This is a genomic window from Microbacterium arborescens (assembly GCF_030369635.1).
GTDB lineage: Bacteria > Actinomycetota > Actinomycetes > Actinomycetales > Microbacteriaceae > Microbacterium.
Genome location: NZ_CP128474.1, coordinates 2914889 through 2933642, shown reverse-complemented (window position 1 = coordinate 2933642; position 18754 = coordinate 2914889). Strand labels below are relative to the sequence as shown.

Here is an 18754-nt window from a genome sequence, read left to right as displayed (position 1 = left end):
TCTCACAGCGCGGTGCGTTACTCCCACACCGCGGTGTCGGGATCGATGCCGTGCGCGCGGGCGCTCTCGTCGATGCCGCGACGCAGCCACGAGGCGAGGCCCGGGTGGAGACGGTCGTAGTGGGCGGCGAACGCGGCATCCGCTTCGTACATCCGGCCGAGGCAGACCTGCATCGACCGGCTCACCGGGAAGTACTCGCTGACCAGCGCGCGGTGGCGTTCGACTAGTGCGTCCGCCTCCGGGCTGCCGGGCTCGATCCCGGCGGCGGCCGCGGCCGCGAGGTCGGCGTCGAGCGCGGTCATCGTCGCGGTGATCGCCCGCCACTGATCGGGGCTGCGGGTCGCGGCACGCTCCGCGTACTGCTTCCACTGCGGTGTGTCGCCGTAGCGGCGCCGGGCGAGGGCGGGCCAGTCGGGATTCCAGTCCGGGCCGAAGATCGACAGCTGCTCTTCGGCAGTGAGCAGCACGCCGCGCTCGTGCGCTTCGATCATGCGGTCGAGGCCGGAGCGGAGCACCTCGAGTCGCGCGAGCGAGCGCGACACCTCCTCGCGTTGCTCGCGCAGCGCCGCGGATGTGTCGCGTCCGGGCTCGTCGAGGATCTCGCGGATCCGGTCGAGACCCAGCCCGACCTCCCGGTACACCACGATCCGCTGTAGACGAGCGATGTCGTCGGCGGTGTACAGCCGGTAACCCGCATCGGTGCGCAGCGACGGCGACGCGAGGCCGGTCTCGTCCCAGTGATGCAGGGTGCGCACCGTGATCCCGAGATCGGATGCCGCACGCCCCACCGTCACACCGTTCTTGTTGTTTCTGATGTCGGTGTTGTTGTTCTCGGTCCTGGTGTCGATGTCGCCGGTGTCGTTCATGCCATGACTCATGGTTGCTCCTGCGCGGGCGTGATGCCGATGGCGGCGAGGGAGCGGGCGGCCGCGCTGCCGGCCTCGTACGGTTTTGCCGCGGTGACGACGATACGCGCGTTCTCCGGGGTGATGATCTCGACCTCACGGCTGTTCCACGCGGTGTCGTGCAGCTCGCCGACCGCGCCGGGCGCCAGGGTTCGGCAATCGTCGGCGATGCCCTCGAGCTCGCTGAGGACGCAGGCGTAGCTGTAGCTCAGCGCGGGCGGTTCGAACGCGGGTCGCGAGGCCGGATCGGCAGCGACGAGGAGGACGTCCTGGAAAGCCCAGCGCCGCAGGTGCACGAGTGTCCCGGGAATCGTGAAGAGCTCGAAGAATCCGAGGCCGGCGGTCCAGAACCGCGTCGAGGCCGCGAGGTCGGGCGTGGGGATCGTGACGAACGCCGGCATCCCGTAGATGCCGCGGTAGGGCTCGGGGGCGACGGCATCCGGTCCGGGCGCGGGAACGGGACTGATCTCGAAAGCGTCGTAGGACGGGGTGTCGTGATTGGTCATACGACGACTTTCCCGCCTCACGCCGCGTGAGGGTCAAGCGGGGTGCGGGTGGAGTTCGGGCGCGTTCGGGTCAGCGATAGGTTCCGCGGGGGAGCAGCATGGCGGCCGCGATCGCGAGGACGATCATCGCGACGCCTCCGACGACGACACCGAGCATGGGGTTGAGGGTGAGCAGCCCGACGACGAATCCGAGGGCGATGCCGACGAGAGCGCCGGTGGCGGTGTGGGCGAGTGCTTCGACGTCCATGCTCTCGACGGTACGGACCTCAGCGCGGGCGCGCGTCCCCCGTGCGGGTGATATCGCCTCGTCCTGCGGGACCACCCCGGCGGCGATGTTCACGGCTGTGTGCACTGCCGGGCTCGCGGCTGTCGCGCAGCTCCTGACGGCCGAGGAGTCCGGGAAGCCCGCGGCCGGTGCGGGTCGTGAGCGTCAGGACGGCCGCCGTCGCGACGAAGGCGAAGGAGAACAGGCCGCCGCCTCCCGGCAGCTGGTCGATCAGGGCGTACCCGCCGATCCCGCCGATGAGACGGGCCAGCCGTGTCACCGCGGCCGGGGCCGGGCCGCCGGCGTAGCGGAGGCGAACGGTCAGGTCGCCGATCGTGCGGCCCGACAGCAGGACGCATCCGCCCACCACCACGAGTGCGGCGAGGGCGCCGATGTCGCCGCCGACGTTGGTCTCGACCGCGACGTCACGGTTGCCCGTGAACACCAGGGCCGCTTGGATGCCGACGCTGACGACGATGCCGACGAGCGAGTAGGACAGCAGGTCGCACACCATCGCCAGGATCCGGCGGCCCCGGGTCACGGGCCGTGGGGCGTCGGGCTCATCCGAGAGCGGACGGCGCGGCACGAGGAGGGCGAGGACCGAGCCGACGACCGCGCCGACGGTGTTGGTGAGCAGGTCGTCGACGTCGAAGACGCGGTAGGCGCACGGGTAGACGCCCCAGACCCCGGTCAGCTGCGTGAGCTCGACGATGAGCGAGATGCCCAGGCCGGCGGCGACGGCGACGAGGATGCCGCGGCGGGCGAGCACCCGGACGAAGAAGCCGAGCGGCAGGAAGAGCAGCACATTGAGGGCGAGCTGCAGGAAGACGGAATCGGAGAGGAATGCGCGGGGGCTGCCCCCGGCGCGGCGGACGGCCCCGCGGATGTCGTCGACGAACTCGAACGGGTTGAGGTTGACGCCCGCGCAGCGCATGCTTGCGGGGTCGGGAAGCGGCAGGAGCGTGTACGTCCAGATCGCGAAGAAGTAGACCAGCGCCGCGCCCCACAGCAGGAGCTGTCCCGCGGTGAGGTGGCCCGTGCGCCGGTACTGGATCGCGACGAACGGCACGAAGAGCACGACGCCGACGAGCGCGCCGATACCGATCGCCACCGCGCCGAGGAACACGTTGTCGCCCATTCGGACAACTCTCGCAGATGAGGCGCGGTTTCCTGGACCTGACAGGTGTTACCGGTAACATGATCCCGAGAGTCGAAGGAGTCCGATGGAACACGAAGCGGTGGTGCGGGTTCGGGCCGAGGTGGCGTCGTTGCACGCGGAGCTGGTGCGTTACGGGCTGGTCGTGTGGACCGGCGGGAACGTGTCGGGCCGGGTGCGCCTGGGTGGAGATCCCGCCGATGACCTCATGGTGATCAAGCCGTCGGGGGTGTCGTATGACGAGTTGGCTCCGGAGAACATGATCGTGTGTGATCTGGATGGCCGTGTGGTGCCGGGTACGCCGGGTGCTGATCGGTCGCCGTCGAGCGATACGGCGGCGCATGCGTATGTGTATCGGAACATGCCCGAGGTGGGTGGTGTGGTGCACACGCATTCGACGTATGCGGTGGCGTGGGCGGCGCGGGGTGAGGAGATCCCGTGTGTGATCACGGCGATGGCTGATGAGTTCGGGGGGCCGATCCCGGTGGGGCCGTTCGCGATCATCGGTGATGACTCGATCGGTCGGGGGATCGTGGACACGCTTCGGGGGCATCGTTCTCGGGCGGTGTTGATGCAGAATCATGGCCCGTTCACGATCGGGTCGAGTGCGAAGGATGCGGTCAAGGCTGCGGTGATGGTGGAGGACGTGGCTCGCACGGTCCATATCGCCCGGCAGGCGGGTGAGGTGATCCCGATCCCGCAGGACGCGATCGATGCGTTGTACGACCGGTATCAGAACGTTTACGGACAGACCACCGACGACCGCCGGTAGCCCCGGCGCTCAATCGGATTCGCTGGATGCCTCCTCGGCGATGCCGGCGAGGCGCTCGCGGGTCTCGCGTTCGGCGATGATGCCGATGAAGTCGGTGACGCGGGCGTCGGCGTGGCTCTCGACCGATGCTGCGGCTTCGCGGCGGATGAGATCGTCGTCGACATCCGGCATCCGCTTCTTGACTCGTTCGGCGACCTCCTCCGTCACCTCGTGAGCGTCGAAGTCTTTCGCAGGCTTGTCCATGGTCATATCATCCGACGTCGCCGTTGCGCGGGGAACCCGTCGACGCGACGCCCCCGCGCGTGCGATGATGCGCGGGATTAGGCTGGATCAACGTGAGCGATCAGACGAGTTCCGAATGGCCCTGGTCGGAGGGCGGCATCAACTTCCACACGCGCAAGTGGGTGCGACCGGAAGACCTCAACGCCAACGGCACGCTCTTCGGCGGCAGTCTGCTGCGCTGGATCGACGAAGAGGCCGCGATCTACGCGATCATCCAACTCGGCAACTACCGCGTCGTGACGAAGCTGATCTCCGAGATCAATTTCGAGTCGTCGGCGCTGCAGGGCGACCTCATCGAGATGGGGCTGACCGCGACCCACTTCGGTCGCACCTCGCTGACGATGCGCGCGGTGGTGCGCAACATGATCACGCGCAAGCGCATCCTCTCGATCGAGCGTCTCGTCTTCGTGAGCGTCGATGAGAACGGCCAGCCGATCCCGCACGGCTACTCCGCCATCACGTACGACCGCGACCGGATGCCGCACGAGCACCCCAAGACGGACTCGGTGCGCCTGCCCTGACCCGCGCGCATCCGCGTGATTCCGGGCTGGCCAGATGGTCGAGCCGTGTCGGCTTGGTGTGCCGGGCCCGCGGGTGGTGCACTGAGCGACGTGAATGAAACGTACGGGACCGGATGCCACAAGGGCGACGTCGGTCGCTTCCTCGCCACCGCTCGGCGCGCCGCCGGGCTCACGCAGAAGGAGCTCGCCGCGAGCGTCTTCGTGACCGAGTCGGCGGTGTCGAAGTGGGAGCGCGGGCTGTCGTACCCCGACCTCGCGACTCTCGGTCCGCTCGCGCAAGCGCTGGGGGTGACCGAGGGTGAGCTCGTCAGCGCCAGTGCGGACGACCGTGGCCGGCTCGACGCGCACCAGGCTCGCGTGCACCGCCGGTGGCGGGCCGCCCTGCTGCGGACCACGATCGGCGCGTACGCGGTCGCGCTGGTCGCGACCTTCGTGACCAACCTCGCGGTCGAGCACACGCTGTCGTGGTTCTGGATCGTCGCCTCGGCGGTCGCTCTGGCGTTCTCGCTGACCACGCTGCCGCTGCTGGTGACGGGTCGGCGCGGCTGGACGACCTTCGCCGCGGCGCTGGTGTCGCTCGGCCTGCTGCTCGCGTCCGTCGAGGCGCTGACCTCGGCAGGGTTCCTCGGCGTCACCGGTGCCGCGATCCTGTTCGCGGCGGTCGTGGTCTGGGGGCCGCTCGCGTTGCGATCGTTCGGATCGGGATGGCTGCGCGCACACAGCGCCGCAGTCGCTGTCGTGATCGATGCGGTGGGGCTGACGCTGATGCTCGCCGTGATCCTCGGGGCGGTGGGCCAGGACCGCGCGTTCGTCGAGATCGCACTGCCCCTCGTCGCCGGAGGCTTCGGTCTGGCCCTGCTGATCGTTCTGGTGATCCGCTACCTTCCGCTGCGCGGGCTGCAGCGGGCCGCCATCGTGTGCCTGGTCGCGGGTGTCGTCGCGGTCGTCGCCGGGCCGCTCGTCGACGGGCTTCTGGGGCACGCCCCGGTCGTGCTGGGTCCGGTCGATCTGACGACGTGGTCGGACGCGACGATCAACGGCAACGTGACGGCGCTGATCGCGGGGGCGTGCGTGCTCACGGCCATGGTTCTGGGGGTGTTGTCATTCGTGCTGCGGCGCGGCGATCGTCCGGACGCCGCTGACGTCGTGGCGATCTGAGAGCCGCGCGTGGGTGGCCCGGACGAAGGCGGCGTACCCGCCGGGTGTGCGGCCGTCGAACCTGCCGGAGGTGACGACTTCGTTGTGATCCGTTGCCACCACGCGGGCGCCGACCGCACGTGCCCCGCGCACGAGTTTGACATCCTCGTGCTCGTCGAGGTCGGCGAACCCGCCCGCCGCGAGGTACACCTCGCCACTCAGGCCCAAGTTCGCGCCGTGCACGTTGCCGGCCGGGTTGCCGGGGTGGTGCGTCGCGATCCAGTGGTCGGCGTGCCGCGCCGTGAGGTCGGCGAAATCCGGGCGCACCGTGCCCAGGACCACCTCGGCGCCGGCCGCGTGGAGGTCGAGCTGGTGGCTGAGCCAGTTGGGCGGGACGACGGAGTCGCCGTCGGTCGTGGCGATCCAGGTGCGCGCCGGCGGGACGTCGCCGAGCTCGTCGAGCGCCTCGGCGACCCCCGCACGCCGAGCTGTGCCGACGCAGCGCGCGTCGATGCGCAGGGTGCGCACGGGCCAGGAACGGGCGATGACCTCGGAGGCGTCCGTGCAGGCGTCGAGAACGACGATGGGCGCGATCCGGACGCCCGGATGCGTCTGCCCGGTGTGTTCGAGCGCCGTGGTCAGCGCCGCGAGGCAGCGATCGAGGAGGTCGGCTTCGTCATGCACCGGCACGACGACCGCCACCGCATCCGGGGTCACGCGACGAGACCGGTCTCGTTCGCGACCGAGCGGGCGGCTGCTCCCGCGAACACCTCGAGGATGAAGTCCTCCTCGTCGTGGCGGACGAGGCGTGTCAGGGACCCCTCGGCGTGCAGCGCCGCGTGGACGTCGTCGCCCGAGAGGGGGTACTCCGCCACCGGGTGGCGCCAATGGCACGCGATCAGGTGCCCGTCCGGTGTCAGCGACGAGACGATGCGTCCGACGGCGGCGGTCAGATCGGTCGTGTCCCAGTAGTAGCCGACCTCGGAGAGCACGACGAGGTCGAACTCGCCGCCCGGCCACTCGCCCGGAAGTGCTGCTCGTGCGAGACGCACGTCGCTGCGCTCGCCGAGACGTCGTGCTGCGACGGCGAGCGGCGCGTCGGCGATGTCGACCGCGAGCAGGGCATCGCACCGTTCCGCGAGCAACGCCGTGAGCGCACCCGTCGAGCACCCGAGCTCGAGCGCTGACCGGTATCGGGCGCGTGGGAGGGTCGCCATCGTGATCTCTCGTTTGCGTTGTTCGTACCACCGCGAGTCGAAGCCCCAGGGGTCGTCGCCGTTGCGCCGGTAGAACGCGTCGAAGAAACCGCGGGTCAGGCTTCGCGCCTCGCGCGGGGCGCGGATGAACACCTCGAACGAGCGGTCGAAGTGTTGCTGCATCCCCTCATGGAGCATCACTTCGTCGCCGGGGGCCGCCGACAGGGGCTCTACTTGGCTGCGGTGCATGCGAGTGGCGGCACGTTTGCTGTCGAGTTCGGTGCCGCTGAGGTCGACGATCTCTATCTCGTCCCAGGGGACGTCGGCGGGCGAGCCCCAGTGCCACAGCCAGATGGGGTAGGCCCGGCAGGGGATGCCGACGTGTGAACACACCTCGTCGACCACCTCGCCGACGACCCGATGATCGCGGTGCCCGTCGCCCTGCCAGGGTGACACGACGAGCCGGCGGGTGCTGCCGGGGTCAGCCTGCAGTGCGTCACGCAGGGCGCGCGCGATCTCGTCGCGCGCGGCATCCGTCTCACCGTCGGGAACTCCGAGGAACCGCGGGCGGATGGTCGGCGAGAGCTCCGCGAGCGCCCGGGTCGCCTCTTCTCGGCGCAGGTGGGCGAGCTCATCCGGCCGGTGGGTCGGCGAGTCCGGGTGCGACCCCTCGCCGTCGGTCACGACGAGCACCGTCACGGCGCCGCCGCGCGCCGCTACGCGCGTCATCAGGCCGGCCGCTCCCAGGGTCTCGTCGTCGGGGTGGGCGGCGACGACGATGAGGTGGTCGACGTCGTCGGGCATCGTCGGGAGCGCACGCCCGGCGAAGGCCTCCGTCCAGGTCGCCTCGGGTGTGCCGGCGTCTCGGTGGCTGAAACTCACCATGCTCCGCGCCCCTCGCTCAGGCTGGTCCCGATCCGCGCGAGGTCACGCTCCCCGTGGTGCTGGCGGAGATAGATCTGCAGGTCGGCGACGCGGCGCGCATGTGGCTCGTCTGCGACGAGCGGGAGTGGCCCGAGTGCGCGGGCCGATTCGGCGAGTGTCGTCTCGACGGCAGCCGCCACGACAGCGCGCACGCGCCCGGCGAGCAGCGCCGGATCAGGGTCGGCGTCGATCGCCTCGGCCGCCGAGCGGAGAGCGAGCCGTGCGTTCCACAGGGCCGTGTCGACGCGGGCGAGGTGGACCCGCGACAGCTGATCGGCGCCGGGGCGTCGAGCCGCGTCGAGCAATGCACCACGAAGGGCGACCGCCCCTCCCCACCAGCACGCCGCCACGCCGATCCCGCCGCGTGCGAAGCCGGGGCGGCGCAGATACCAGCCGGCCTCGCCGACGGGCACCGCGGCCGCGGAGGTGAAGTCGACCGGAGCACTCACCACCGGAACGAGTCCACGGGCGTGCCAAGGACCCGCATGAGCGTCGACCTCGGGAGTGCGCAGTGCGACCGCGAACAGCCGGCGTTCGTCGCCGTCCCACGCGGTGACGAGAGCGTGGGTGAGCTGCTGCGCGAGGGAGCACCAGGGCTTCGTGCCGGAGAGCCGCCATCCGTCGCGATCGCGGTGGGCCTCGAGACGCAGGCCGGGCCCCTCCGCGGCGAACACGCCCCACGACGAGCCGGTGCCCGCGCCGATGGACTCGAGCGCGGCCTCGCACCCCTCGCGCCGGGCTTGGTCGAGGATGTCGAGCGCGTCGAGGTGGGGTTCGAGGATGCGGGCGGCCGCGACATCGCGACCCGCCACCGAGGCGAGCAGCGACCAGTCGTCGATCGCCGAGTGATCGAGCGGCCGGGTCGCGCCGACCATGACCGCCCAGTCGAGGGTGGCGGCCACATCCGTGCCGAAGCCGTCGATGTCGGCCGCGGCGTCGAGTGCGCGGGCCACGGCGCTGTCAGCTTGTCCCTCCTCGGTCAAGCGGGGCAGGGTCATCGAGTCGCGGGGGTCGCTCACCCGTTCATCATCGCGCGGACGACCGGTGCGCAGGGGGACCCGTGCCCGATTCGCCGGTGTGGTGTATGTCAGGGGCGCCCCATGCCGCGGTAGTCCCAACCGGCGGCGCGCCATGCGTCGGCGTCGAGGCAGTTGCGTCCGTCGATGATGATCCGCCCGGCGGTGAGGGAGGCCGCATGAGCCGGGTCGAGCTCGCGACGGTACTCGTCCCACTCGGTGACGACGATGACGGCGTCGGCGGCGCGGAGGGCCTCGTCGCGGTCGTCGACGTAGTTCAGCTGCGGGTGGATGCGACGGGCGTTCTCGATCGCCTCGGGATCGGTCACGGTGACCCACGCGCCGAGGCCGTGCAGGCGAACGGCGACGTCGAGCGCGGGGGAGTCTCGGGTGTCGTCGCTGTGCGGCTTGAAGGCGGCCCCGAGCACCGTGATGTTCTTCTTGAACACCGATCCGCCGAAGGCGCTGACGACGAGGTCGACGGCGCGGTCGCGGCGCCGCATGTTGATCGCGTCGACCTCGCGGAGGAAGGCGACCGACTCGCCGCGGCCGAGCTCTTCGGCACGGGCGGAGAAGGCGCGGATGTCCTTGGGCAGGCAACCGCCGCCGAAGCCGATGCCGGCCCCGAGGAAGCGGCGGCCGATGCGTGCGTCGTGACCGATCGCGTCGGCGAGGGTCGTGACGTCTGCTCCGGTGACCTCGGCGATCTCGGCCATGGCGTTGATGAAGCTGATCTTCGTCGCGAGGAAGGCGTTCGCGGCGACCTTCACGAGTTCGGCGGTGGCGAGGTTGGTAACGATGAACGGGGTGCTCTTGGCGATCGAGGGGTGGTACACCTCGCGCAGGATGTCGGCGGCTCGCTCGCCCTCGGCGCCGGCGGGAACACCCGCGACGAGGCGGTCGGGGTCGACGGTGTCCTGCACGGCCCACCCCTCGCGCAGGAACTCCGGGTTCCAGACGAGGGTGGCGCCGGTGGGGGTCACGCGTTCGGCGAGCGTCGCGGCGGTGCCGACGGGGACCGTCGACTTGCCCGCGACGATGTCGCCCTCGGCGAGGTGCGGGATGAGCGCATCGACAGCGGCGTTGACGTAGGTGAGGTCGGCGGCGTAGCCGTCCTTCTGCTGCGGGGTGCCCACGCCGATGAAGTGGACGGCGGCGCCGGCGGCATCCGCCATGTCGGTCGAGAAGCGGAGTCGGCCCGAGGCGAGGCCGTCGCTCAGGATCTCCTGCAGCCCGGGTTCGAAGAACGGCGCCTCGCCGTTCGAGAGCGAGGCGATCTTGCGCGCGTCGACGTCGATTCCGACGACCTCGTGCCCGATGGATGCCATCGCGGCGGCGTGGACCGCACCGAGGTAACCGCAACCGATGACCGACAGACGCATCATGCTCTCTCTCCGCGGCCCCGACGGGACCGACACTCTTTCATATCAACTTCCCGTGACGCGGGTGTAAACGAGCCACCCGCGTCACGGGAATGATCAGCCCGCCGGAAGCGGTCCGTACAGCGCAGGCGTCGTCCGCGCGCCGGTCGCCTGCTCGAACGAGAACGCCAGACCCAGCAGGGTTCCCTCGGCGAAATCGCGTCCCAGGAACTCGAGGTTCACGCCAGCACCGGGGATCTGCTCGGTCGCGCTCGCCTGGCCCATCGGCACCGTCACGGCCGGAAGGCCCGTGTTCGGGCTCAGCCGCATGTTGCTGCCGACCGTGCCGTAGGGCGTGCCGCTGGGATAGATGATCGCGTCGATGTCGTTCGCGTCGAGGAACTCCGTGACGATCTGCTTTCCGCGGGCGAGCTGCAGCGTGTGCGATCCCGCCGGTCCCGCCCAGTCCTCGTACTGCTGCGGGGTGACGGTCGAGCGCGGCCCGTACGTCGATGAGCCGCGGTTCGGTGCGACGTTCGGCGACTGCGCGATGGCTGCGAGGCTCCGAGCGCTGACTGCCGGGATCAGGTAGTCGTCGATGTAGGCCTGCAGGTCGTACCCGAACTCGACGGCGCTGCCGCTTCCCTCGCTCAGGATGCCGCTGAATCCGTCGGGCGCCGCGAGCTCGACGACCTCGGCGCCCTGCGCCTCGAGCGTCTCACGCGCAGCGGTGAACAGGCGCTGCGTCGTGGCGTTGGTGCCGACCATGTTCTGCGCGGTCGGCAGACCCGTGATCACGGCGATGCGGGCGCCGCGGAGGGCATCGGCGTCGAGCGAAGCGGTGTAGCTGGCGGGCACGAGCCCCTCCTGGCGGGCTGTCACCGGATCCGCCGAATCGGCGCCCACGACGGCGTCGAGAGCGACCGCCGCGTCGGTGACCGAGCGCGCCATCGGACCGCCGGTGTCCTGCGAGAGCGCGAGCGGCACGATGCCGTCGCGGCTCGCGAGCCCCACCGTCGGACGCACGCCGACGAGCTGGTTGTAGGTCGACGGGATGCGGATCGAGCCGCCCGTGTCGGTGCCGAACCCGATCGCGGCGAGGTTGCTCGCGATGGCGGCGCCCGTCCCTCCCGACGATCCGCCGGAGCTGCGGTTCGTCGCGTACGGGCTCGAGACGGTGAGGGCGGTGCCGGCCGGCTGGTAGGCCGACCACTGCGACGACAGGTTGATAGCGAACTCGTCCATGCTCGCCTTGGCGAGGATGACCGCGCCGTCGGCGCGAAGGCCTTCGACCATGTGCGCGTCCGAGGCGGTGCGGTTGTCGTTCCAGCAGCCGCAGCCGGCCGTGGTGGGCATGTCGAGGGTGTTGTAGTTGTCCTTCACCGCGATCGGCACACCGAGCAGCATGCTCGTCATGCCCTTCTCGGCGCGAACGGTGTCGGCTGCTGCTGCCGCAGCGAGGGCGGCGGCGTCGCCGGTCGTGATGATCGAGTTCAGCGGCCGTCCACCGGGCTCGATCACCGCGCGGTCGTAGGTGGCGATGCGGTCGAGATACTGCTGGGTGAGCTCGACCGACGTGACGACCCCGGCGTTCATCGCCGCCTGCATCGACACGACGTCGGCCTCGACGATCTCGAAGGGACCGTCGTCGTAGATGGCTCGCTCGGAGACGAGGGCGATGTCTGATGCCGTGATCGCACCGTCCCCGTCGAGGTCGTACGCTCCCGCCTCCGCCCAGTCGGCGTCGGTGTTGGTGCTTCCGATGAACGCCGCGACAACGGCGAGGTCGTCCGTCGTGATCCTGTCGTCGCCCGTGAGGTCGAGCTCGGTGTAGTAGGGCGCGAGGAACGGAGCCCCGGCGGTAGGTGCGGCCGCTGCGGCCACGGCGGGCGCCGCGGCTGCGGGTGCGGCGAAACCGCAGGTCAGCAGCGCGCCGATGGCGGCGGCGGGGACGATCAGCCGGCGGTTCATGCGGTCACCGCCCGGCGGCGCAGGACGATAGCGGTGCCCGCGGCGAGAAGAACGGCGCCGAGCGCCGCGCCCAGCACGATCGGCGTCGCGTCGCCGCCGGTGGCCGAGAGCGATCCGCTGGCGGCTCCGCCGGGGGCGGAACCTCCGGATCCGGCAGCCGGGGAGCCCGCGACGGGCGCGCTCGCCGACGGTTCGGGTTCGGGTTCGGGTTCGGGCTCGGGTTCGGGCTCAGCGACGGGGAGAGCGGCGATCGTGATGTCGGCGGTCGCGGCATCCGTTGCCGTCGCCGTCTCGCCGGTGCCGCCGACGAGACGGACGCTCGGGAGTGAGACCTCGGCCGTCCCGGCGCCCTCGGCGGTGAACGAAAGCGTCGCGAGCGTGAGGGGAGCGGCAGGGTCGGAGGCGAGGCCGGGCGAGGTGCCGAGGCGGGAGTGGGTGACGGTGATCGTGCCGCTCGCGGTCTCGCGTGCGGCGGTGAAGCCGCCGTCGGGACCTGTGGCCGTGCCGTCGACGTAGTCGAGCAGAGCGTCGGGCACGGAGACTTCGAGGTCGTAGGCGTAGAGGTCGACGACGTCGGTCGCCGTGAGGACGACGTCGATCCGGTCGCCTTCCGTGGCGGTGGCGGCGATGCCGATCGCGAAGGTCGCGCTGGGTGGTGCGGCCACCGCGGCCGGTGCCGCGGCGAGGGCCGCGGCCAGTGCGACGACGCCGGCGACGGCGGGCGCGAGGGTGATCGATGGTCGAGCAGGCATGCGGAAGCAGCCCCTTTCCTGGGTCGGGTGCACTCAGGACGGCAGGCTCTCGTGGGGCTCCGAGCCCACGGTCCTCGGGGGATGTGCCGAGCTTGGCAGGACAGCGTTTCCTGTCGGTGTCGGCGCGTTACGCGCCGGTTTCACTGCCGCTGTCCCGGGCCTGCCCGGATCATCCGGAGGACCGCCACGCCGGCCCCGGTGCGGCGCAGCCCGCGTAGCCTCGGTTCATGCCTCCCGTCACGCTCTCGCTGTCGCACGACTTTGCCGACGCGTTGCCCGCGCTCGCGCGGCCGTGGTCGGCAGATCCGGCGCCCGAGCCGCGGCTGCTCGTGCTCAACGAGGCGCTCGCCGACGAGCTGGGGCTGGATGCCGCGTTCCTGCACAGCCCCGCAGGGGTCGACTTTCTCGTGGGTGCTGCGCTGCCCGATGGCGCGCAGCCGGTCGCACAGGCGTACGCCGGTCACCAGTTCGGCGGCTTCTCGCCGCGGCTCGGCGATGGGCGGGCGCTGCTGCTCGGCGAGATCATCGCACCCGACGGCTCGCTCCGTGACCTGCACCTGAAGGGATCCGGGCCGACGCCGTTCGCGCGTGCGGGCGACGGGCTCGCGGCGGTCGGCCCGATGCTGCGGGAGTACGTCATGAGCGAGGCGATGCACGCTCTCGGCATCCCGACGACCCGTTCGCTCGCCGTCGTCGCGACCGGGCGTGAGGTGCTGCGCGAGACGGCGCTGCCCGGTGCCGTGCTGGTGCGGACCGCCTCGAGCCACCTGCGTGTGGGCAGCGTCGAGTTCGCGCGGGGTACGGGCGACATCGCGGTGCTGCGGGCGGTGGTCGACTATGCGATCAGGCGGCACCACCCCGAGGCTGCGGACGAGGAGATTCCCGCGCTGGGCCTGTTCCGCGCCGTTGTGGCGGCGCAGGCCGATCTCGTGGCCCGGTGGATGCTGGTCGGCTTCATCCACGGGGTCATGAACACCGACAACATGACGCTTTCGGGCGAGACGATCGACTACGGCCCATGCGCTTTCCTCGACGCGTACGACCCGGCGACGGTGTACAGCTCGATCGACACCGGCGGGCGTTACGCGTATGGCGCCCAGGCGTACATCGCAGAGTGGAACCTCGCCCGCCTCGCCGAGGCGATGCTGCCGTTGATCGACGACCAGCTCGACCGTGCCGTCGAGCGGGCGCAGGGCGTGCTGGCCGAGTTCCGGCCTCGGTTCGCCGAGGCGCGGACGGCGGGCATGCGACGAAAGCTGGGGCTCGTCGGTGCGCGAGTGGTCTCCGATGAGCAGGTCGAGGCTCTGGCGGGCGACTTCCACGAGATGCTCGAGCGGGTGCGCGCCGACTACACCTCGACGTTCCGGTCGCTGTCGGATGCCGCGCGCGGCGATGCCGCCGGTCTTGAGGCGGCTCTCGGCGGCGACGCGGCGCTGGCCGGCTGGCTGGGCCGGTGGCGTGCGCTGGATCCGGACGTCGGTGCGATGGATGCGGCGAACCCGATCTACGTGCCGCGGAACCACCTCGTGGAGGAGGCGCTCGCCGCGGCGACGGACGGGAACCTCGAGCCTCTCGGCTGGCTGACGACCGTGCTGTCGACGCCGTTCACGGCGCGCGCGGGCGCCGAGCGGTACGCCGAGCCGGCGGGTGCGGACTTCGCCGCGGGCTACCAGACGTTCTGCGGCACCTGACCGGAGCGGAACGCGACGCCGCCGGTCCGCATTGCGACGCACCGGCCGGGCATCCGTGGTGCGGTGACGGCTCTCCCGCGATGATGACGGCGGGGCCGCGCGGGGGCGCGGCGATGGGGGAGAAGAACATGGCCGGATCCAGCCTGCGTGCCGACGGCAAGCCGTCGTTTCTGGCGCGTCCGATGTCGCGCAAGGCCGCGCTGATCACGTCGGCGTCGGCGCTCGTCGCGGGGCTGCTGCTCGGTGGCGGGGCCGGCGGAGCGGGCGCTCAATCCGAGGTGACGTCGCTGAAGGATCAGGTGACCTCGCTCGAGACGGATGTCGCCGACGCGGAGACGGTTGCTGTCGAGAACGACACCGCGCTCACCGACGCCCGCGCCGATCTCGATGAAGCGCTCGAGGACCTCGCCACGGCGACCGCGTCGCTCGAGACCGCCACCGCGCAGGTCACTGAGATGCAGACAGCGGCGACCGCGTCGCAGACCGAACTCGACGCCCGGGCCGCGCGGATCGCGGACCTAGAGGGGCAGCTGTCATCTCGGTCTGCGCAAGCGCCGGTGGCTCAGGTGCCGGCCGCGCAGGCACCCGCCGCGCAGGCGCCTGCGGCTCCGGCATCCACGTATTACGACAACTGCACGGCAGCTCGGAACGCCGGTGCCGCCCCCGTGCGGGCGGGCGACCCCGGTTATGGGCGCCACCTCGACCGCGACGGCGACGGCATCGGCTGCGAGTAGCTCCGGGCTCGGGGCTCCGGACTCAGGGGACCTTGTGGCCGGCGGCCTGGATGAGTGCGTACCACTCGCCGCGGGTGAGGGGGATGTCGCTGCCGGCGGCGGCATCCGCGACGCGCTGGGGATTCGTGGTGCCGAGCACGACCTGCATGCCGGCGGGGTGGCGGGTGATCCACGCGGTCGCGATGGCGGTCGGGGTGACGCCGTACTTCGCGGCGAGCTCGTCGAGCTTCGCGTTGAGCTCCGGGTACTCCTCGGCACCGAAGATGACCCCGTCGAAGAAGCCCTTCTGGAACGGTGACCACGCCTGCAGGGTGATGCCGTTGATGCGCGCGTAGTCGACGAGCCCGCCGCCGTCTCGCGTGATCGAGTCGTCTTCGCCGGCCATGTTCGACGCGAGTCCCTGGGCGATGATCGTCGAGTGCGTGATCGACAGCTGCACCTGGTTGGCCACGAGCGGCTGGGTCACGGCCGTCTTCAGCAGGTCGATCTGGCGGGGCGTGTGGTTCGAGACGCCGAAGGCGCGGACTTTGCCCGACGACTCGAGGTGGTCGAAGGCGCGGGCGACCTCGTCGGGCTCGACGAGAGCGTCGGGACGGTGCAGCAGCAGCACGTCGATGCGGTCGGTGCCGAGCGCTTCGAGCGACTCTTCGGCCGAGGTGACGATGTGCTCGTACGAGTGGTCGAAGTGCCAGTCATCGGCGACGATGCCGGTCTTGGTCTGCAGTGTGATCTCGTCGCGTTCGGATGTCGTCAGGTTGAGCGCCTCGGCGAAGCGCCGCTCGCACGCGTGGCGCGACGAGCCGTACAGGTCGGCGTGGTCGAAGAAGTCGACACCGACCTCGCGGCAGCGGTCGTAGAGGGCGCGGATGTCGGCGTCGGAAAGGTCCTCGATCCGCATCATGCCGGCGACGACGTTGGGGACCTGGATGTTGCTCCGACCGAGGGGGACGCTGCGCATGATTCTCCGTTGATTCAGGGGCTGGGTGGGCGGGGTCGCCCTTCTCAGTATGCGTCGCCGGAGCGTGCCACGATGGGCGGATGCCGGTCGTCGAGTCGCGTTGCGTCGTTCCCGTGTCCGTCGACGTTGCATTCGCGGTGTCGCAGACGCAGGGCGAGGTGCGCAAGCGATGGGATCCGTTCATCCGGCGACAGCACCTGATCGGTGCCGAACGTCCCGCGAAGGGAGTTCGTACCTACACGGTCCAGCGGTTCGGGCTCGCGATGGAGAGCGAGTACGTCTCGTACAACCCGCCGTCGAACGTCGGGATGCGGATGACGAAGGGCTCGTGGTTCTTCGCGAGGATGGGCGGCGGGTGGCGGTTCCGTCCGGTCGACGGTGACCCATCGCGCACGCTGGCGGTGTGGCGCTACAACTTCACCTGCCGCCCGGCATGGCTCGCGCCGCTCGCGGAGCGCGTCGGCGCGGCTATTCTGCAGCGGGACATCGATCGGCGGATCGCCGGGTTCGCCCGCGGATGCGAGGATCCCGTCGTGCTCGCTGAGGCGGAGCGTATTCGCAGCGCGTGATCTCCCGGCGCCCGGCGCCCTCCGCCCTCCGCATCCCGTCGGTCTCGCGGGAACTGCGCGTCGGGTCAGAAGGGTGGCGCCCCATCGGGCGGTGCACCGGTCCTTGCCGCGAGCGCCGGTGGTGGCGGCGGGCTGCCGATATCGGGAACAAAGCACACCGATGGAACGGGAACGTCTTCGCGGTAGACCCGACCGAGGGGTGAGGTCCACTCCAGGACGCCGCCTCCGACCTGCCGAACCTCCCATCTCGTGAACTGCTTCATCGAATGGTGGCGCTGGCAGAGGTGGGCCAGATTGAAGATGTGGGTGTGGCCGCCCCGGGCGTAGTCGATCGTGTGGTCGAGCTCGCAGCGGATCGCAGCCCGCCGGCATCCGGGGAACCGGCAGTGCTGATCTCGCGCTTTGAGCAGTCGGCTCATCGCGGCGGGCGGCCGATAGGTGTCGACTTCGACCGGCGTTCGCGTGATCGGATCGACGAAGAGGCGGTTCCAGATCTTCGCGCGACCGGCAAGCTCGCGTGCCGTGTCGGCGTCGATCAGTGCAGCGCCGAGCAGCTCGGCCGGAGCGTCATCGGCACCACTCATCGTCTCGGACGTCAGCGTCACCTGCACCTGTGCTCGGATCGCGCCGAGCGGACCCGCGGCGTCGCTGCCGTAGGTCGGGTCGACGATCGGAGCGCCGCCGAGCAACAGGTCGCCGAGGATATCGGCGCGCAGCTGATCCATCGTGCGGACATCGGGCTGTGCGACATCCCCGGCCGTGACATCCGCCTCTTGGACACCTGTCGAACTCGCCGCGGCATCGTCGGTCGAGGGGGCACCTGCGGCTGACCGGTCATCTTTGACGGAATGCGCCATGGCGGTGAGGCGATCGTGGATGCCGGTGGCGATGACCGTGGGCAGGTTCGCGCCGAGTTCGGACATGCCGTCGGCGCCGTGCGTCACCCAGACGCTTCGCTTCGCCGCCGCAGTGCGGTGCCGCTCGGTGAACGATTCGGCCCCCAGCCGCGCGGCGAGATTGCGGAGCGATTCGCGCACCCGTGATGCGATGTCGCGCTCGCAGATCGAGATGGCCTGGCGCTCGTACTCGGGTCTGATGTCGTCGTCGAGACCGCAGCCCATCCGGACGACCATGTCGACGTGGTCGCGGGTGATGCGCCGATGCTGCCATGCCTCGAAGGCGGCGGGGTAGTCGTCGACGATGGTCAGCGCGTGGTCGATCTCGCTCTGGGCGCGGCGATCGTGCGACCGTCGCACTCCGGCGACTTCTGCTGCGATCGAGCGCATCTCCATGTCGGATCCCATGCCTCGGGGACGCGCGGCGGAGCGCGCCGCCTGGCGCAGAGCGCTGCGTCCCGCCTCGGCGAGAGCGCGCGTCATCGCGATGTGCGCATCCTGGAGCAGATCGTCGGCCTCAGACACCCGATCGATGAGGCTCGCGAGCGACGAGCCGGAGGAGCCGGCATCCGGTTCGTCGTTCGATGACTCGTTCGCTTGCATGTACCCATCTTGGCAGTGGGGTACGACATTCATATCGAAGATATGTTCCATCGAGGAAAGGTCGCTGTGCCGCGGCGTTGGGGAGGAATGGGCGGCGGGCGCGGAGGCTTTACCGAGGCGTGATCACGACGTCGACGGCGTCACCGATGTCTTTGCCGAGCTGCTTCCGCACCTTCGCGCTGAGCGACACCATGTGTCCGCCCGAGCCGGTGACCATCGCCCCGACGTTCTCCAGCCTCACATCGTCGATCGTGGCGTCGACGCGCACCGTCTTCTTCGTGCCGAAGAACTCCGCAGACCCCGGGATGTCGACGCAGCTCCACGTCTCGCCCTTCACCTCGACGCCGATGGTGGCCGGAAACCGCAGCTCGCGCTCGCTCATGCAGCCAGGGTAGATCAACGCCAACGCGGTGGAGAGACCGCCGATGACAGCGCGCCCCGGTGAGCGCGCACCGATGCACCCCCGGGGAGCCGCAGCCGGATAGAAGACGTGCGGGGCACCGCCCCCCATGGCCGGTGCCCCGCACGTCCTGTCACGA

Annotated in this window: 20 protein-coding genes; 6 read left to right on the top strand and 14 right to left on the bottom strand. The window is 70.5% G+C overall.

Annotated elements, in window-relative coordinates:
• Positions 1-17: 17 nt before the first annotated feature.
• The 4 genes from QUC20_RS13785 to QUC20_RS13770 all read right to left on the bottom strand — a co-directional run bounded on the left by QUC20_RS13785 (position 18) and on the right by QUC20_RS13770 (position 2814).
• Positions 18-878, bottom strand: a complete 861-nt coding sequence (locus QUC20_RS13785) for a MerR family transcriptional regulator (RefSeq protein ID WP_289330254.1) — start codon at positions 876-878, stop codon at positions 18-20.
• Positions 875-1411 (bottom strand): VOC family protein, encoded by a 537-nt coding sequence (locus tag QUC20_RS13780; protein ID WP_289330253.1) that lies wholly within the window; start codon positions 1409-1411, stop codon positions 875-877. The genes QUC20_RS13785 and QUC20_RS13780 overlap by 4 nt, the downstream gene beginning before the upstream one ends.
• Before the next feature lie 70 nt (positions 1412-1481).
• Positions 1482-1658, bottom strand: a complete 177-nt coding sequence (locus tag QUC20_RS13775; protein WP_183045356.1) for a hypothetical protein — start codon at positions 1656-1658, stop codon at positions 1482-1484.
• Positions 1659-1677: 19 nt separating this feature from the next.
• Positions 1678-2814, bottom strand: a complete 1137-nt coding sequence (locus QUC20_RS13770) for a VanZ family protein (protein WP_289330252.1) — start codon at positions 2812-2814, stop codon at positions 1678-1680.
• A gap of 85 nt (positions 2815-2899) precedes the next feature.
• On the opposite strand from QUC20_RS13770, the gene QUC20_RS13765 reads away from it, so the two are divergent.
• Positions 2900-3604 (top strand): L-ribulose-5-phosphate 4-epimerase, encoded by a 705-nt coding sequence (locus tag QUC20_RS13765; RefSeq protein WP_289330251.1) that lies wholly within the window; start codon positions 2900-2902, stop codon positions 3602-3604.
• 9 nt (positions 3605-3613) lie between these two features.
• Here QUC20_RS13765 and QUC20_RS13760 read toward each other — a convergent pair whose 3' ends face one another.
• Positions 3614-3847: a three-helix bundle dimerization domain-containing protein gene (locus QUC20_RS13760; protein WP_289330250.1), complete on the bottom strand. Its 234-nt coding sequence runs from the start codon at positions 3845-3847 to the stop codon at positions 3614-3616.
• A gap of 92 nt (positions 3848-3939) precedes the next feature.
• Between QUC20_RS13760 and QUC20_RS13755 the strand changes: the two genes are divergently transcribed.
• Entirely contained in the window at positions 3940-4407 is a 468-nt protein-coding gene (locus QUC20_RS13755; RefSeq protein ID WP_259455406.1) for an acyl-CoA thioesterase, read from the top strand.
• A 90-nt stretch (positions 4408-4497) separates the two neighbouring features.
• Positions 4498-5565 (top strand): helix-turn-helix domain-containing protein, encoded by a 1068-nt coding sequence (locus QUC20_RS13750; RefSeq protein ID WP_289330249.1) that lies wholly within the window; start codon positions 4498-4500, stop codon positions 5563-5565.
• On the opposite strand, the gene QUC20_RS13745 is transcribed toward QUC20_RS13750, so the two are convergent.
• The 6 genes from QUC20_RS13745 to QUC20_RS13720 form a co-directional block, all read right to left on the bottom strand.
• Positions 5509-6261: a glycosyltransferase family 2 protein gene (locus QUC20_RS13745; RefSeq protein ID WP_289330248.1), complete on the bottom strand. Its 753-nt coding sequence runs from the start codon at positions 6259-6261 to the stop codon at positions 5509-5511. The two genes, QUC20_RS13750 and QUC20_RS13745, sit on opposite strands and share 57 nt — an antisense overlap.
• Positions 6258-7625, bottom strand: coding sequence for a bifunctional PIG-L family deacetylase/class I SAM-dependent methyltransferase (locus QUC20_RS13740; protein ID WP_289330247.1), 1368 nt, complete (start codon positions 7623-7625; stop codon positions 6258-6260). The genes QUC20_RS13745 and QUC20_RS13740 overlap by 4 nt, the downstream gene beginning before the upstream one ends.
• Positions 7619-8683 carry an acyl-CoA dehydrogenase family protein gene (locus QUC20_RS13735; protein ID WP_289330246.1) on the bottom strand — a complete coding sequence of 355 codons (1065 nt, stop codon included), beginning with the start codon at positions 8681-8683 and terminating at the stop codon, positions 7619-7621. Before QUC20_RS13735 ends, QUC20_RS13740 begins: the two co-directional genes overlap by 7 nt.
• A 68-nt stretch (positions 8684-8751) precedes the next feature.
• A complete protein-coding gene (locus QUC20_RS13730) occupies positions 8752-10062 on the bottom strand; it encodes a UDP-glucose dehydrogenase family protein (RefSeq protein WP_120265318.1) in 1311 nt (436 codons plus the stop codon).
• Between the two features lie 96 nt (positions 10063-10158).
• Entirely contained in the window at positions 10159-12012 is a 1854-nt protein-coding gene (locus QUC20_RS13725; protein ID WP_289330245.1) for an amidase family protein, read from the bottom strand.
• The gene (locus QUC20_RS13720; RefSeq protein ID WP_289330244.1) at positions 12009-12764 is read right to left on the bottom strand and encodes a cohesin domain-containing protein; all 756 of its coding nucleotides are present in this window, start codon (positions 12762-12764) and stop codon (positions 12009-12011) included. Before QUC20_RS13720 ends, QUC20_RS13725 begins: the two co-directional genes overlap by 4 nt.
• Before the next feature lie 227 nt (positions 12765-12991).
• On the opposite strand from QUC20_RS13720, the gene QUC20_RS13715 reads away from it, so the two are divergent.
• Positions 12992-14455, top strand: a complete 1464-nt coding sequence (locus QUC20_RS13715; protein ID WP_289330243.1) for a protein adenylyltransferase SelO — start codon at positions 12992-12994, stop codon at positions 14453-14455.
• A 128-nt stretch (positions 14456-14583) separates the two neighbouring features.
• Positions 14584-15189 (top strand): excalibur calcium-binding domain-containing protein, encoded by a 606-nt coding sequence (locus QUC20_RS13710; protein WP_289330242.1) that lies wholly within the window; start codon positions 14584-14586, stop codon positions 15187-15189.
• A 22-nt stretch (positions 15190-15211) separates the two neighbouring features.
• Here the strand turns inward: QUC20_RS13710 and QUC20_RS13705 are convergent, their stop codons facing one another.
• Positions 15212-16147, bottom strand: a complete 936-nt coding sequence (locus QUC20_RS13705; RefSeq protein WP_289330241.1) for an aldo/keto reductase — start codon at positions 16145-16147, stop codon at positions 15212-15214.
• 80 nt (positions 16148-16227) lie between these two features.
• On the opposite strand from QUC20_RS13705, the gene QUC20_RS13700 reads away from it, so the two are divergent.
• The gene (locus tag QUC20_RS13700; protein ID WP_289330240.1) at positions 16228-16716 is read left to right on the top strand and encodes an SRPBCC family protein; all 489 of its coding nucleotides are present in this window, start codon (positions 16228-16230) and stop codon (positions 16714-16716) included.
• Between the two features lie 65 nt (positions 16717-16781).
• Here the strand turns inward: QUC20_RS13700 and QUC20_RS13695 are convergent, their stop codons facing one another.
• Entirely contained in the window at positions 16782-18215 is a 1434-nt protein-coding gene (locus QUC20_RS13695; RefSeq protein ID WP_289330239.1) for an HNH endonuclease signature motif containing protein, read from the bottom strand.
• A 109-nt stretch (positions 18216-18324) separates the two neighbouring features.
• Entirely contained in the window at positions 18325-18597 is a 273-nt protein-coding gene (locus QUC20_RS13690; protein ID WP_120265209.1) for a DUF1905 domain-containing protein, read from the bottom strand.
• Positions 18598-18754: the final 157 nt, after the last annotated feature.

Excerpts from the sequence above, each read along its gene's own strand:
- QUC20_RS13785 (WP_289330254.1), bottom strand. The coding sequence starts at position 878 with ATGAGTCATGGCATGAACGACACCGGCGACATCGACACCAGGACCGAG.
- QUC20_RS13780 (WP_289330253.1), bottom strand. The coding sequence starts at position 1,411 with ATGACCAATCACGACACCCCGTCCTACGACGCTTTCGAGATCAGTCCC.
- QUC20_RS13775 (WP_183045356.1), bottom strand. The coding sequence starts at position 1,658 with ATGGACGTCGAAGCACTCGCCCACACCGCCACCGGCGCTCTCGTCGGC.
- QUC20_RS13770 (WP_289330252.1), bottom strand. The coding sequence starts at position 2,814 with ATGGGCGACAACGTGTTCCTCGGCGCGGTGGCGATCGGTATCGGCGCG.
- QUC20_RS13765 (WP_289330251.1), top strand. The coding sequence starts at position 2,900 with ATGGAACACGAAGCGGTGGTGCGGGTTCGGGCCGAGGTGGCGTCGTTG.
- QUC20_RS13760 (WP_289330250.1), bottom strand. The coding sequence starts at position 3,847 with ATGGACAAGCCTGCGAAAGACTTCGACGCTCACGAGGTGACGGAGGAG.
- QUC20_RS13740 (WP_289330247.1), bottom strand. The coding sequence starts at position 7,625 with ATGGTGAGTTTCAGCCACCGAGACGCCGGCACACCCGAGGCGACCTGG.
- QUC20_RS13730 (WP_120265318.1), bottom strand. The coding sequence starts at position 10,062 with ATGCGTCTGTCGGTCATCGGTTGCGGTTACCTCGGTGCGGTCCACGCC.
- QUC20_RS13725 (WP_289330245.1), bottom strand. The coding sequence starts at position 12,012 with ATGAACCGCCGGCTGATCGTCCCCGCCGCCGCCATCGGCGCGCTGCTG.
- QUC20_RS13720 (WP_289330244.1), bottom strand. The coding sequence starts at position 12,764 with ATGCCTGCTCGACCATCGATCACCCTCGCGCCCGCCGTCGCCGGCGTC.
- QUC20_RS13715 (WP_289330243.1), top strand. The coding sequence starts at position 12,992 with ATGCCTCCCGTCACGCTCTCGCTGTCGCACGACTTTGCCGACGCGTTG.
- QUC20_RS13710 (WP_289330242.1), top strand. The coding sequence starts at position 14,584 with ATGGCCGGATCCAGCCTGCGTGCCGACGGCAAGCCGTCGTTTCTGGCG.
- QUC20_RS13705 (WP_289330241.1), bottom strand. The coding sequence starts at position 16,147 with ATGCGCAGCGTCCCCCTCGGTCGGAGCAACATCCAGGTCCCCAACGTC.
- QUC20_RS13700 (WP_289330240.1), top strand. The coding sequence starts at position 16,228 with ATGCCGGTCGTCGAGTCGCGTTGCGTCGTTCCCGTGTCCGTCGACGTT.
- QUC20_RS13695 (WP_289330239.1), bottom strand. The coding sequence starts at position 18,215 with ATGCAAGCGAACGAGTCATCGAACGACGAACCGGATGCCGGCTCCTCC.
- QUC20_RS13690 (WP_120265209.1), bottom strand. The coding sequence starts at position 18,597 with ATGAGCGAGCGCGAGCTGCGGTTTCCGGCCACCATCGGCGTCGAGGTG.